Origin of the sequence: Enterococcus casseliflavus (genome assembly GCF_029215545.1) — a bacterium.
In the GTDB taxonomy this organism is placed as follows: Bacteria; Bacillota; Bacilli; order Lactobacillales; family Enterococcaceae; genus Enterococcus_D; species Enterococcus_D casseliflavus.
Genome location: NZ_CP119393.1, coordinates 351,416 through 365,165 on the forward strand (window position 1 = coordinate 351,416; position 13,750 = coordinate 365,165).

General features: G+C 44.9%; 13 protein-coding genes and 1 other RNA gene. 10 read left to right on the plus strand and 4 right to left on the minus strand.

Translation table 11 applies throughout. The features are described from left to right. Window positions 1-113: 113 nt before the first annotated feature. The gene (locus P0G38_RS01735; RefSeq protein WP_005227750.1) at window positions 114-869 is read left to right on the plus strand and encodes an ABC transporter ATP-binding protein; all 756 of its coding nucleotides are present in this window, start codon (window positions 114-116) and stop codon (window positions 867-869) included. Then, the gene (locus P0G38_RS01740) at window positions 870-2,450 is read left to right on the plus strand and encodes an ABC transporter (protein ID WP_275853849.1); all 1,581 of its coding nucleotides are present in this window, start codon (window positions 870-872) and stop codon (window positions 2,448-2,450) included. 284 nt (window positions 2,451-2,734) lie between these two features. Here the strand turns inward: P0G38_RS01740 and P0G38_RS01745 are convergent, their stop codons facing one another. The 4 genes from P0G38_RS01745 to P0G38_RS01760 all read right to left on the minus strand — a co-directional run bounded on the left by P0G38_RS01745 (window position 2,735) and on the right by P0G38_RS01760 (window position 5,294). Beyond that, entirely contained in the window at window positions 2,735-3,214 is a 480-nt protein-coding gene (locus P0G38_RS01745; RefSeq protein WP_118215366.1) for a universal stress protein, read from the minus strand. Window positions 3,215-3,278: 64 nt separating this feature from the next. Beyond that, window positions 3,279-3,569 (minus strand): hypothetical protein, encoded by a 291-nt coding sequence (locus tag P0G38_RS01750; RefSeq protein WP_005227757.1) that lies wholly within the window; start codon window positions 3,567-3,569, stop codon window positions 3,279-3,281. Between the two features lie 167 nt (window positions 3,570-3,736). After that, window positions 3,737-3,931: non-coding RNA, 6S RNA (gene ssrS / locus P0G38_RS01755), on the minus strand. A gap of 85 nt (window positions 3,932-4,016) precedes the next feature. Then, window positions 4,017-5,294: a replication-associated recombination protein A gene (locus tag P0G38_RS01760; RefSeq protein ID WP_275853854.1), complete on the minus strand. Its 1,278-nt coding sequence runs from the start codon at window positions 5,292-5,294 to the stop codon at window positions 4,017-4,019. A 216-nt stretch (window positions 5,295-5,510) separates the two neighbouring features. Between P0G38_RS01760 and P0G38_RS01765 the strand changes: the two genes are divergently transcribed. The 8 genes from P0G38_RS01765 to P0G38_RS01800 all read left to right on the plus strand — a co-directional run bounded on the left by P0G38_RS01765 (window position 5,511) and on the right by P0G38_RS01800 (window position 13,740). Further along, the gene (locus tag P0G38_RS01765; protein ID WP_010749036.1) at window positions 5,511-6,131 is read left to right on the plus strand and encodes a DNA-3-methyladenine glycosylase; all 621 of its coding nucleotides are present in this window, start codon (window positions 5,511-5,513) and stop codon (window positions 6,129-6,131) included. A 16-nt stretch (window positions 6,132-6,147) separates the two neighbouring features. After that, window positions 6,148-6,636, plus strand: coding sequence for a DUF3013 family protein (locus P0G38_RS01770; RefSeq protein ID WP_005227763.1), 489 nt, complete (start codon window positions 6,148-6,150; stop codon window positions 6,634-6,636). A 15-nt stretch (window positions 6,637-6,651) separates the two neighbouring features. Beyond that, on the plus strand, window positions 6,652-7,599 hold the full coding sequence (gene prmA / locus P0G38_RS01775) for a 50S ribosomal protein L11 methyltransferase (protein ID WP_010749037.1): 948 nt from the start codon (window positions 6,652-6,654) through the stop codon (window positions 7,597-7,599). A gap of 1 nt (window position 7,600) precedes the next feature. Further along, a complete protein-coding gene (locus P0G38_RS01780; protein WP_060792566.1) occupies window positions 7,601-8,356 on the plus strand; it encodes a 16S rRNA (uracil(1498)-N(3))-methyltransferase in 756 nt (251 codons plus the stop codon). Between the two features lie 4 nt (window positions 8,357-8,360). Next, window positions 8,361-9,026: a beta/alpha barrel domain-containing protein gene (locus tag P0G38_RS01785; protein ID WP_005227769.1), complete on the plus strand. Its 666-nt coding sequence runs from the start codon at window positions 8,361-8,363 to the stop codon at window positions 9,024-9,026. A 187-nt stretch (window positions 9,027-9,213) separates the two neighbouring features. Beyond that, complete coding sequence (locus P0G38_RS01790) at window positions 9,214-11,424, plus strand: RelA/SpoT family protein (RefSeq protein ID WP_010749038.1); 2,211 nt, start codon at window positions 9,214-9,216, stop codon at window positions 11,422-11,424. A gap of 6 nt (window positions 11,425-11,430) precedes the next feature. Continuing rightward, window positions 11,431-11,877, plus strand: coding sequence for a D-aminoacyl-tRNA deacylase (gene dtd, locus P0G38_RS01795; protein ID WP_010749039.1), 447 nt, complete (start codon window positions 11,431-11,433; stop codon window positions 11,875-11,877). A 312-nt stretch (window positions 11,878-12,189) separates the two neighbouring features. Next, window positions 12,190-13,740 carry an FtsX-like permease family protein gene (locus tag P0G38_RS01800; protein WP_142962449.1) on the plus strand — a complete coding sequence of 517 codons (1,551 nt, stop codon included), beginning with the start codon at window positions 12,190-12,192 and terminating at the stop codon, window positions 13,738-13,740. Window positions 13,741-13,750: the final 10 nt, after the last annotated feature.

Consider the following 13,750-nt stretch of genomic DNA (forward strand, 5'->3'; position numbering starts at 1 on the left):
TCTTTGTTTTTACAGCTCCTGTCAATTGATTTGTTAAAAATGGCAATAAACATTTTTCATTTCCTGCTTTTCAGCGTAAGATAACAATAGGTATGGAATAAGGAGGCAGGAAAATGATTGAGATCAAGAATCTGACGAAACAGTATGGACCAAAAAAAGCGTTGTCTGATCTTTCCCTGACGATCCGTCAAGGGGAGATCTTTGGCTTTCTGGGACACAACGGAGCAGGGAAGTCGACCACGATCAAAAGCTTAGTGAGTATTTTGCAACCGACGAGTGGGGAAATCTATTTTGATGGCCAATCCCTCGTGGAACATCGCGAAGCGATAAAAAAACAAATTGCTTATGTGCCGGACACGCCAGATTTGTTTTTACAGCTAACGGCAGGGGAGTATTGGGACTTGATTGCCGCCGCGTATGAGGTGCCAGCAGCGGAAAAGGCCGAGCGTTTGCAAAAATTAGGGCGCTTGTTTGATATGCTGTCTCATGAAGAAGAGACCATCGCCAGTTTTTCCCATGGAATGCGGCAAAAAACGCTGCTGATTGGGGCATTGATCCCCGATCCTGACATTTGGATCTTGGATGAACCGTTACAAGGCTTAGATCCCCAAGCGGCGTATGATTTAAAAGAAATGATGAAACAGCATGCTGCCAAGGGCAAGACCGTGATTTTTTCCACCCACGTCTTAGACACCGCCCAGCAGTTGTGTGATCAATTGGCGATTTTGAAAAAAGGCGAGCTGCTGTACAATGGCTCAGTGGCAGATTTGCTGGCACAGCATCCGTCGCTTTCTTTGGAAACGATCTATCTGCAAATGACTGGGAGAAGTCAAGAAGAAGCGATTCTTGCAGAAGCGGAGGAAGCGTAGATGCGAAAACAACAATTTCTGACTCTGACCTCCGTTAATTTGCGGTATGCCAATCCCCAATTGACAGACAAAGCCCGCAAAAAAGGCAAGGCTGGTTCGACCTTGACCAGTTATTTGTTGTTTCAATATGCGCTTTCTGGGGTAGTGTTTCTGCTAGTCTATGGGTTGACGATGATCACATTGGATTTTAGTCAGATGCCAGGCTTTTTTACCTATTATGTCGCTTTGTTCGGGATCTTAGGCTTTTCCCAAGGGATTTCGTCCATTTACAATGTCTTTTTCGAGAGTCAAGATCTGCCAGCGTATTTGCCGCTGCCCTTTCGACAGAGTGAAATTTTTCTGGCAAAGATCGTGGTGGTATTTCTCACCGTTGCGCCGTTTATTTTTCCTCTGTTGGTCTTATTTCTCCTGACAGGGATTCGGGCAAACGTCTTTTTCTTGCTGACGATCTTATGGGCGTTCTTGCTGTTCGGCTTGTTTTTAGTCTTGATCTTCAGCATTTGCAGCTTGATCGTCTTCAGCCTGACGCGCACCAAGTTTTTCTTGAAGCATAAAAAATTGGTCACTAGTTTATTGCTAGGCGTGACGATGCTGGTTGTTGTGATCGGGGTCTTAATGATGAATCAGGTGAATACTTATGAGACAGACGTGGTAGATCGGGGAGCGATCAGCTTTTTATTGCCCTTTTATTATGTGATGGTGGCACCGTTTCAAACGACTGGTTTGCTTAGCTTGCTAGGGATCATCGCCACAGCAGGCGTGTTGCTTTTTGCCCTCTATCGGTTGATCTTGCCGAAGTTTTATGAGCAAGTGGCAGCCGCGGCGCCCAACCAAGGGAGTGTTCGTCGGAAGCATAAACCCAATCAAGGCTTGGGCCAGCTGTTGTTTAATTACAATTCGCAGTTGATCCGAGATCCGAATTTGATCATGCAAGTCTTTTCTTCTTCGTTGCTGATGCCCATTATTTTCTTAGTGTCCTTTGTGTTTACAGGAGCGATTCAGTTAAGTGAATTGGATGAGCGGTTTATCGGTGTCGTTTTTGTGGCAGGGATCGCCTTGGCAGCATTGATGGTCAACCCGACTTCTTTTATCAGTAATTTGATCTCACTGGATCAGGAGAATTTCTTGTTTGTCCGCTCCTTGCCGCTATCGATGAAGCGCTACTTGCGGGAAAAATTCCGCTTTGGCGTCGTTTTGCAGCTGAGCTTAACGGCAGTCATCGTGCTGGTAGCAGTCCTTCTGTTCAAAATGTCGCTGATTTTGGCTGTCTCTTTTCTAATCGGGGCACTTTGGAGCAGTTTTCTTTTGTGCTTGAAATATTTTGCTCGTGATTATCGGCTGCTGCTTTTGGATTGGACCAACATCAGTCAATTGTTTACGAGAGGGGCGGGGAGTCTTGGGTTAGCCATTGGAACGATCGCAACGCTGTTTCTTTCCATCATTGTTATCATCCTTTACGGCTTTGCTGCGACTTCAGTTGATTTTTGGTTATTGAATGGTCCGGTTTTCTTTGTGATCCTCTTGACCAGCGTCCTTTGGATAGCCCATTATCACCATAGATTTTGGCGTCGTTTTTCCTAAGGGAAGCGACGCTTTGCTTTTTTTATTTAAGGATGGGTAAATTAACTATTTATTCAGAAAATTCAGAAAAACTATTTACAATCAAGCGGAAACATGGTTAGATAGGAGTACCTATTACTTTGCTTTCATTTTTTGCTGTACAAGTTTGGATAACCGACTTGTCAAAGAGCTGTGACCAAAGTCAAAAAGACCAATGAGACCTGAGCGCTCGTTGCCTCTTTTGCTTTTGTCACGGTTTTTTTTGTACAAAAAAACCTGCCAAGCAGCGGCAGGTCGTCTCACTATTAAGCGTTCGTGTGGTCTTTTGCTGGGACTTTGTTTTCTAGGTCTGTCCGTACAACTAACACATCACAGCCGGCATGGCGAATGACATATTCAGAAACGGAACCGATAAAGATTCGTTCCACGGCATTTAAACCAGTGGCACCGATCATAATCAAATCGATGTCGTGATCTTCGGGCAATTGTTTGGCAATGATCGGTTTTGGCGAGCCGTATTCGATCACAGTTTTGACCGCAGTTACTTGATGCTTGCGGGCATAATCCTCATAGTCTTTCAAGGTTTGTTTGGCCATTTCGGTTGCTTGTTCAGCAAGCATGCCGTCAAAAGAAGAAACGGTTTGAAAGGCACGAGTGTCGATCACATGTGCTAAAACCAATTCAGAATCATTCCGCTGTGCCACGTTCACGGCTTTTTTGAAGGCTAATTCTGACTCGCTAGACCCATCGACGGCTACCATGATTCGTTGATATTGTTGTAACATAAGAAACACTCCCATCTGTTATCTTCTACTTTTATTGTAATGCTTTTTTCTGGAAAAAGAAAACCTAATCTTCCTTTTTTTTCATTTTTTGTGCCAGCAAGATGCTGAAAGATGCGGAAGAGAGCAGCAACAAAGCCAAATAAAACAAGGCAATCAGCTCCTTATCGACAAAGCCCACAACCAATGCCACCACGCCTAAAAGGAAATGAATGAGACTATAGGTTTTTAAGAAGACCTTATTCGCCTCGGTGGTAGGGATCAAAGTGAAAAAAATCGCTTGTTTGGCATAAAGCAAATAACTGGTGCCGAATAATACGAGTGCCACGATCGTAAATAATAGAAGAATCATAAACATACGCCATCCTGTCCTAAGTTGATAGGTTTAGTATAGCGAACCCTAGAAAGAATAGCAAAAGCCACCCTTACTCTGATGTCAGGCAAGGACGTTTCACTGTTGCTATCAGTTAGAGAACGCAAAAAAGCCATCTGTTAAAAACAGATGGCACATTCTAAAAAGAATGGGTAATATCCGTTGATGCCGTTCTTTTTCCCATAGTATTGATCCCGCAAATTCTAGCAGGTGGGTTCCACGGTCTAAGCTTCGAACTACCAAAGGAAAAGGCATGTTACCAGCATTGACACAAGACGGATCCCAAGATATCAATAAAAATGTTCGGTCAACACACAAAAGGGACAACTCGTACATCACAGAATTCCCACCCTTATAGTAGCATAGGAATGACGAAGGTGCAATAAAGTTGTTTGAAAACGATACCAAAAAGTCACTATTTTTTTTAAGTACCTAGTTTTTTTTCTTTCGCTGCTGCAATTGCTGGTACCGTTGACCTAAGGCTTGCTCATATTTCCCGGTGGCTTTGGGTTGGTAATAATGAGTATTTTTCAGCTTATCAGGTAAGTATTGCTGATCGACCCAGGCATCATCAAAATTATGCGGGTATTGATAGCCGACACCCCGATTCAAGCTTTCTGCACCCTTGTAATGACTGTCTCGTAAATGATCCGGGACATCGCCAGCTTTACCGCTGCGAATATCTGCGATCGCTGCATCCAATGCCATGTAGGCAGAGTTGGATTTTGGTGACAGACATAGATCGACCACTGTATCGGCTAAAGGGATCCGAGCTTCTGGCAAGCCCAAACGTTCAGCGGCTAACACAGCATTGACGGTTCGAGCAGCGGCTGCTGGGTTAGCTAAACCAATGTCTTCATAGCCGATGACCATCAAGCGCCGACAAATGATTGCCAGATCGCCTGCCTCTACTAAACGACCTAAGTAATGCAGCGCACCATCCACATCGCTGCCGCGAATCGATTTTTGAAAAGCAGAGATCACATCATAGTGCGCATCCCCATCTTTATCGTGGGTCAATGCTTTACGCTGGACGCACTCTTCGATGATCGTTAAGGTCAAATGAATAATGCCGTCTGGTCCTTTTGGGGTGGAACGAGCAGCGAGCTCTAAGCCGTTTAGCGCACTTCGTAAATCACCGTTGGTCGCTCGCGAGAGATGCAAGCGGGCATCATCGGTCAATACGATGGTTTCTGATCCAAGTCCGCGAGTTTCATCTGCTAAGGCTTGATCAATGGCGGTCAAAATGTCTTCTTCTTGGAGCGGTTTGACTTCAAAAATCTGTGTCCGACTGCGAATCGCTGGATTGATCGTAATATAGGGATTTTCCGTCGTGGCACCGATCATAATGATCTTGCCGCTTTCTAAATGGGGCAGTAAAAAGTCTTGTTTTGTCTTGTCTAGTCGATGGACTTCATCAAGCAATAAAATGACAGTACCGCTCATTTTGGCTTCCTCTGCCACGATCTGCAGGTCTTTTTTTGTATCCGTGGCGGCGTTCAGCATGCGAAACGCATAGCGTGTCGAGCCGGCGATCGCACTGGCAATGCTGGTTTTTCCGGTTCCCGGCGGTCCGTATAGGATCATCGAAGAAAGCATTTTGGCTTCGACCATTCGGCGAATGATTTTCCCCGGGCCAACCAAATGCTGCTGTCCGACGACTTCATCTAAGTTCCGTGGCCGCATTCGATAAGCAAGTGGCTGCTGCATAAAACGATCCTCTCCTTTTCCTGTAAGTATAACATAAGAACGTATATTCTCATAAACAAGCTGATTTGCGTCTTTACAGAAACAACAGGGCGCTTATTTTCCACTCAGTCAGCAAAAATCAGGTTCGTTGAAAAGAAATCGTTGAGATCGTCGTAACTCTGTAGTCAAAGATAGTAAGTTCGCCGAGAATTGTGTAGAATAAAGAGGGTGATGAGAATGGATGAATTAATGGCACTTTTTGCGACACAGCCGACAACGACCATCGCACGTGCCTTATTAGGAATGTATTTGGAACATGAGACCCCAGAAGGAACAGTAGGTGGGTATATCGTGGATTGTGAAGCGTATCTAGGTCCCGATGATTTGGCGGCTCATAGTGTGGGCATGCGAAACACACCAAGGGTTCGGGCGATGTATCAGGAACCAGGTACGATTTATTTATATACGATGCATACGCATCGAATCGTCAACTTTATTACGCAGCCAAAAGGCATCCCGCAAGGAATCATGATTCGCGGGCTAGAACCGGTGGATGGGATCGCCTTGATGGAACAACAACGACAAAAAACAGGACCGGATGTAGCCAACGGCCCCGGGAAACTGGTACAGGCACTGCAGATTCCCGCTGAGCTTTATGGAGAATCGATTTTTACAAGCCCACTGCATTTGGTTCCTGAGCGCCGACGTACCCCAAAAGAAATTTTGGCATTGCCTCGGATCGGTATCCCAAATAAAGGGGAATGGACCCAGATGCCGCTTCGTTTTGCGGTGGCTGGCAATCCGTATTTGACAAATATACGAAAAACCGCTGTTCAGCAAGACCATGGATGGTGTTAAGAAAGAAGGAATAGTGATGGCGAAAGAAACGATATTGACTTACTTAGATCAGCGATTAACGAAAAAAATCACCGACTATGATGTGGCGATCGATTGGGATGCCAAAAATCATACGATCGAATTGGTGCTGCGCTTGTTTGCTGAAAATCCTCACCACGTGCAGATCGACGATGCACAAGGTGTGGCATCAGAAGAAGCGATCATTGAATTTGAAGATGGGATTTTGCTGTATGATCCACAAAAATCAACGTTTGATGAAGAAGATTATTTAGCGACGATCCCTTATGCAGGGAAAAAAGGGATCCAAAAAGCCTTGTTAGACGGATTGGTTGATTACATTCAAGAAATTTTAGAAGAAGGCCAAAGCGATCTGCTTGATTTCTTGAACGATGACAGTGAAGAAGCGATCTTTGAATTGCGATTCAACGAAGAAGAATTTGTGGAGAAAATGACGAACTATCAAGCGGGAGCTGGGGAAACTATGATCCCGTACCCTAGTTACTAAGTAAGGAGAACGAACATGAAATGGAATGAAGTAACCGTAGCGACAGCTAGCGAAGCAGTGGAAGCAGTCGCCAATATTTTAATGGAACACGGAGCAAGTGGGGTAGCGATCGAGGACGTTTTAGATATCGAAAATTTTAAAAGCGATGCGTATGGCGAAATTTTGGATAAAGAAACCTATACGACCTTAGAAGAAGGCGCCCAAGTCAGTGCCTATTTCCCAGAGACGATCTTTTTACCAGAAGTGCTGCCGACGATCAAAGCAGCCATCGACCGTCTGCCAGAATATGGTTTGGCGATCGGCAAAAACACCATCACAACGAGCGAGGTCGTGGAAGAAGCATGGGCGACGGCCTGGAAAAAATATTACCATCCAGTCCGTATCTCCCGCTATCTGACGATCGTGCCGAGTTGGGAAAACTATCAACCGCTGCAAGAAGATGAAAAGATCATCACCCTTGATCCGGGGATGGCTTTTGGGACAGGCACACATCCTACGACACGCTTGACATTACAAGCCCTAGAAGTCTACTTGCGAGGCGGTGAAACCGTCTTAGATGTCGGGACGGGCTCAGGCGTGTTGAGTATCGCCAGTAAATATTTAGGTGCCAAAGACGTGTTCGCTTATGATCTAGATGAAGTCGCTGTGAGGTCCGCCCAAGAAAATATGGCGATGAACCCTATTGCTCACGATGTGACCGTGCAGGCCAATGATCTCTTGCAAGGAGTGACGGTCCCTGCTGATCTTATCGTTGCCAATATTTTAGCGGACATCATTTTATTGATGATCCCTGATGCGTGGCGTCTATTGAAGCAAGAAGGGACCTTGATCGTTTCTGGGATCATTGAGACGAAAAAACAATTAGTGATCGATGCCATGATCGCACAAGGCTTTGAGATCGATCAATTGTTCAATCAAAAAGACTGGTATGCGATCGCCTTTAAAAAACCAGAGGTAGAGTAAGATGCAGCGATATTTTTTACAGGAGCCTTATGAAGCAAAAGCGGTGTTTGCCGTTTCAGGAGAACCCTTCCACCATATGATCCGAGTGATGCGCATGACTCCCGGGGCAAAAGTCGGTTTAGTGTTTGAGGATCATTTGGCGATCATTGCCAAGATCAAAGAAGCCGATGAAGAAACGGTGTACTTAGAGGAAGTCGAAAAAGAACAGCAGGACAAGGAATTGCCGCTGCAGGTCACGATCGCTAGCGGCTACCCGAAAGGCGACAAGCTGGAATTGATCGTTCAAAAAGGAACGGAGCTGGGGGCGGCAGCCTTTATCGGTTTTCCTGCACAAACTTCGGTCGTGAAATGGGATCAAAAGAAATTACAGAAAAAGCAGCAACGGCTGCAAAAAATCGCCCAAGAAGCGGCGGAGCAATCCCAACGGCAGATCGCACCAGCCATCACGCTGCTGGATAACGCCAAAGCATTTTGGCAAAGCCTCAGTCAGTATGATGCGGTCCTAGTGGCTTATGAAGAATCAGCCAAACAAGGAGAAGCAGCGATGCTGCTGCAAGTGATCACCGCATTGCCTGTTGGCAGCAAAGTTTTAGCGATCTTTGGTCCAGAAGGCGGTCTGACCCCCTCCGAAATCGAAGAAGCCCAGCAAAACAACGCCAAATTATGCGGGTTAGGCCCTCGAATTTTACGAACAGAAACAGCACCGTTTTATTTTTTAAGTGCTGTCAGTGTGCTAACGGAATTAAAGAGGATGTGAGTTGATGAATAAGAACCAAGAAGCAATCAGTGTCCGTTTGTTGACGGCCGATCTGACCGACTGGGTCTTGAAGGATTTTATCAATCAATATAAGACGACCTTAAAGGAAGTCGTCGTTTTGCCTAGTGCCATTCGGCGAGCGAAAATCTTGGCACAAGGCTCTTCCCTACAAATCGGCGCAGTGATCGATTACCCCCTTGCCCAAGGAACACTGGCAAAGGTGGCGTTTGAAATTGGTCGGGCGTTTATGGAAGGCGCCGATTTTTTGGAAGTCTGGCTGCCAGCTTCTTCCTTCATGGAAAATGATCGTGGCTTTGCGGAGCTGACTGAAACGATCCGCTCCTTGACCTTGACAGGAGGAGAGATCCGCTTAGCTGTGCAAACCGAGATCATGAATGAATTGACGAAGATCCAAGTAGCACAACGCTTGAAAGAAGAAGCTTGGCCAAAGATTGTGTTAGGGCAAAAACAACCACTAGCAGAAGCATTGCATGACGTGAGCTTGTTTTCCTTAGATGGCGGCAGTCAACTGTCGATCCAGATCAATCCTGACACAGTCGATGAACAAGCGCTGCAATCACTACAGGCTGCTGGCGCTGAGAAAATCGGGCTCTCGTATCATGTTTTTGAAGAATTGCTTAAGGACCAGCCGTCGCCCGATGTGCTTTGAACAACAGCGATTGAAAAATAGCTGAAAAATTTGTATAATAATACTACTAAATAAGAACTGCAGGTTAGACAGGAGTCCCATGCTTAGAACGTTTGTCCGCAAGGCTTTGGGTGCGTGACGAAACGTTAACAGCGACTTCTGTCTGCCTTTTTGATAGCACAAAAAAGAAAAGCAGGAGGCGGAATGAATGGCAAAAGAAGTTATATTGACCGGGCCCAATGTCATCAAATTGGTCGCTCATTATATGAGTGAAGAACATGTTGCCTTTGTCCAAAAAGCATTAGATTACGCGACAGAAGCCCATAAAGAACAATTCCGTAAATCCGGCGAGCCTTACATTATTCATCCAATCCAAGTTGCGGGGATCTTGGCAGAATTGCAGATGGACCCTCATACCGTTGCAACTGGTTTTTTGCATGATGTCGTCGAAGATACCGATGTGACGTTAGCCGATCTGAAAGAAGAATTCGGTGCCGATGTAGCGATGCTAGTGGATGGCGTGACCAAGCTGGGTAAGATCAAGTACAAATCTCATGAAGAACAATTAGCAGAAAATCATCGGAAAATGTTGATCGCCATGGCGCAAGATTTACGGGTCATCATGGTCAAACTGGCTGACCGTTTACATAATATGCGTACGTTGAAACATCTGCGGGAAGACAAACAACGCCGCATCGCCCAAGAAACGATGGAAATCTATGCCCCATTGGCTCATCGTTTAGGGATCAGCCGCATCAAATGGGAATTAGAAGATATTTCTTTGCGTTATTTGAATCCACAGCAATATTACCGAATCGTGCATTTGATGCAGACAAAGCGAGAAGAACGGGAATCCTACGTTTCTGAAACCGTAGAAGAGATTCGAATCGCCACCGAGGAACTAGATATCTATGCTGAGATCTATGGCCGACCAAAGCATATTTACTCAATCTATCGCAAGATGAAAGACCAAAAGAAACAGTTCAATGAAATCTATGATTTGTTGGCGATCCGAGTGATCGTTGACTCCATCAAAGATTGTTATGCGGTTTTGGGAACGATCCATACAAAATGGAAACCAATGCCTGGGCGGTTCAAGGATTATATCGCGATGCCAAAAGCCAACATGTACCAATCGCTGCATACGACGGTCATTGGTCCCAAAGGCAATCCTGTCGAGATCCAAATTCGGACCCATGAAATGCATGAGATCGCTGAATTTGGGGTTGCTGCGCACTGGGCCTATAAAGAAGGCAAGACCGAAAAAGTCAGAGCCGACAAGATGACCCAACAAGTTGGCTGGTTCCGCGAAATCTTGGAACTACAAGATGAAAGCTATGATGCTTCTGAATTTATGGAAGGTGTCAAAGGCGATATTTTCAGCGACAAAGTCTATGTATTTACGCCAAAAGGTGATGTGACGGAGTTGCCTCAAGGCTCCAGTCCCCTGGATTTTGCCTATAGCATCCATACCGACATCGGTAACAAAACCACCGGCGCCAAGGTCAACGGCAAGATGGTCCAATTGGACTACAAGCTAAAAAATGGGGACATTATCGAGATCTTGACCTCACCAAATTCCTTTGGCCCAAGCCGCGACTGGGTCAAACTAGTGGCTACCAGCAAAGCGAAGAACAAAATCAAACGATTTTTTAAAGCCCAAGATCGTGATGAAAACATCATCAAAGGGCATGAGGCAGTAGTTCGTACCTTACAAGATATGGGCTTTGTGCCGAAAGAATTTTTGACGAAAAGCAAAATGGCGGAAGCTTGCGAACGGTTCAACTACCAAACAGAAGATGATCTATTTGCCTCTGTCGGCTATGGGGAAGTTAGTCCCACGACTTTAGCCAACCGTTTGACCGAAGAAGAACGGCGCGAGAAACAAATCGAGAAGCAAAAGCAGCAAGTCCAAGAGATGATCAATCAACCAGCGAAAAAAGAACCAGAAAAAATGAAGGTTCGTCACGAAGGCGGCATTGTCATTGAAGGGGTCGATAACTTGTTGATCCGCATCTCCCGCTGCTGCAATCCGGTCCCTGGGGATTCGATCGTCGGCTACATTACCAAAGGCCGAGGAATCTCGATCCACCGCAGCGATTGTCCCAATGTTCAAAACAAAGACGCCGCGAACCGTTTGATCGATGTTGAGTGGGAAGATGCCACCGACATCAACAAAGAATACGATGCCGATCTTGAGATCTACGGCTATGATCGTTCTGGGTTGCTCAATGATGTCTTACAGACAGTCAACACTGTCACGAAGCGCTTAGTGAGTGTCGAAGCCAAAACCAACAAAGACAAAATGGCAACGATCCGCATCACGGTGGCGATTCAGAATTTGACTCATTTGAAATCGATCGTTGATAAAATCAAGCAGATTCCAGATGTTTACAGCGTCAGACGTACGAAGGGATGAGAAAGAATGCGGGCAGTGATCCAGCGAGTCAGTCAAGCAAGTGTGTCGATTGAGGAGAATATCGTCGGTGCGATCCAACAAGGGTTTATGGTTTTATTGGGGATCACCCATGAGGATACAGGCGACGATGTGGCTTATCTCGTAAGAAAAATCAAAAATCTGCGGGTTTTTGAAGACGAAGAAGGTAAAATGAATCGGTCACTGGAAAGTATAAATGGCGCCGTCTTGAGTATTTCACAGTTCACCCTCTATGGGGAGACCAAGAAAGGCAATCGCCCTAGCTTCATTCAAGCGGCACCGCCAAGTATTGCGATCCCGCTTTACGAAGCCTTTAATGAAGGTTTACAAGCCGAAGGCATCACTGTTGCTACTGGAAAATTTGGTGCAGATATGCAAGTCGCCTTGGTCAATGATGGCCCGGTGACGATCGTGATCGATACGAAAGAAAAATAAGTGATACAAAACGAAGGATTTTCTCGCTGGGAAAGAGTGAGAGAATTCCTTCGTTTTTTTATACTCTCGAAAGCGCCAAGCATTTTTGATGGAATTCAAGTAAAATTTAAGTTGAAATCGGGAAATCTTACAAAACTGTTAGCAAAAATACCATTCTTTTATTTGTTATTTAACATCTTTTTCTTGTTCTTTTATAAGGGTTTTTAAATGGAAATATCGTTTGTACTCGTTTTTTAATATTTAAAATTCGAAAAACGATCCTTTATTGCGATTGTTCTTGAGGGAGAAGTATGGAATAATTGTTAAAAAATAATGTCACTGGAGGAAAAAACAATGAACTTTTGGCAGCGTGCATTAAAAAGTATCACCAGAAGAAAAGGGAAATCATTTATTTTATTTTTAGTTCTATTTATTCTAGGCAATGTGATCGCTGGTGCTGTAGCAATTCAACAATCCACTGCCAACGTGGAGCGAGAGACGAAACGCAAAATGGGGAACGTAGCTACGGTGGAAATGGATTGGGAAGGTTTTGAAAAAGAGCATGCAGATGCTTCGGACGAAGAGCGGTCTCAAGAAGATTTTTATCCGAAACCACCAGCGCTGGATGTTTATGAGCAAATCGGTCAGTTAAGCTATGTGAAATATTTTGATTACCAAAATCAAGCTTGGTTAGAAACAACAAAATTGAAAGCCTATACGCCGGAGGATGGCTCGGTTGGCATGGGTGGCAACTATTTCTCTTTGAAGGGCGGAAATTTGGTTGAGCCATTAGACATGCAAGAAGGCTTGATTCGCTTGGAGGAAGGCGAGGGATTAACAGAAAAAGATGTCAGTGAGTTGACGAATGCGGTATTGATCAGTAAAGAGATCGCAGAATTGAACAACCTGAGTGTCGGTGATCAATTGGTATGGGATACACGGGCAGAAGTCATGATGGAAGGTGGTTCAAGCGAGGGAGTGAGTGACGATAGTGAGGATGCGACGGACGAAACGGCTGAAAGTGGCAATCGTGTCGCAACCTTTGATTATCCTGTGACCATTGCAGGGATCTTTTCTGTCGTTAAAAAGGATCAAAGCAATCAAGGCAGTTCATCAGATCAAAGCAATTCTCAAAATAGTGATCAGATATGGCAAGTGATGGATCAAATCAACACCTTTTATGCTAGCAATAATTTAGTGCAAGATTTTAACAAATTGCAGTCTGAAAAGCTTTGGGGTCAAGAAGTGATCGAAGAAGAGTCAGACGCCTATTATCAACCGATCTTTGTCCTAAATTCAACGGATGACGTCGAAGCCTTTAAACAAGAAGCCGGTGCGTTATTGCCGCAATACTACCGCGTCATTGCCAATACGGATCAATACGAGCAGATCGCCGGTGGTTTTACTCGTTTAGGGGTGATCGCAAATTACATCGTAATCATTGCATCGATCGCAACCATCTTTATCATTTCCTTAGTGGTCCTACTTTTCTTACGAGATCGGAAACAAGAATTAGGCATCTATCTCTCCTTGGGGGAAAGCCGTGGGAAAGTCATTGGTCAGATCGTGATTGAAGTCTTGCTGGTTAGTTTAGCCGCACTGCTATTGTCCTTAGTGACCGGGAACTTATTAGGTGGGGCCGTTTCAAATACTTTGATGCAAAACGATTGGATGAGCAATCAAAATGAGATGGGCGGTGTTTATTCTGGCGGTTTGATGGCAGCTAATATTGATTACATGGATATCAAGAATGCTTATCAAGTGTCCTTCTCAGCCGGCTACATCATCACGTATCTGCTGTTAGGTTTAGGAACTGTCTTACTCTCAGCGATTTTACCGCTATTGTATATTTTACGCTTGAATCCAAAGAAAATCATGATGTAGGAGGAACCAA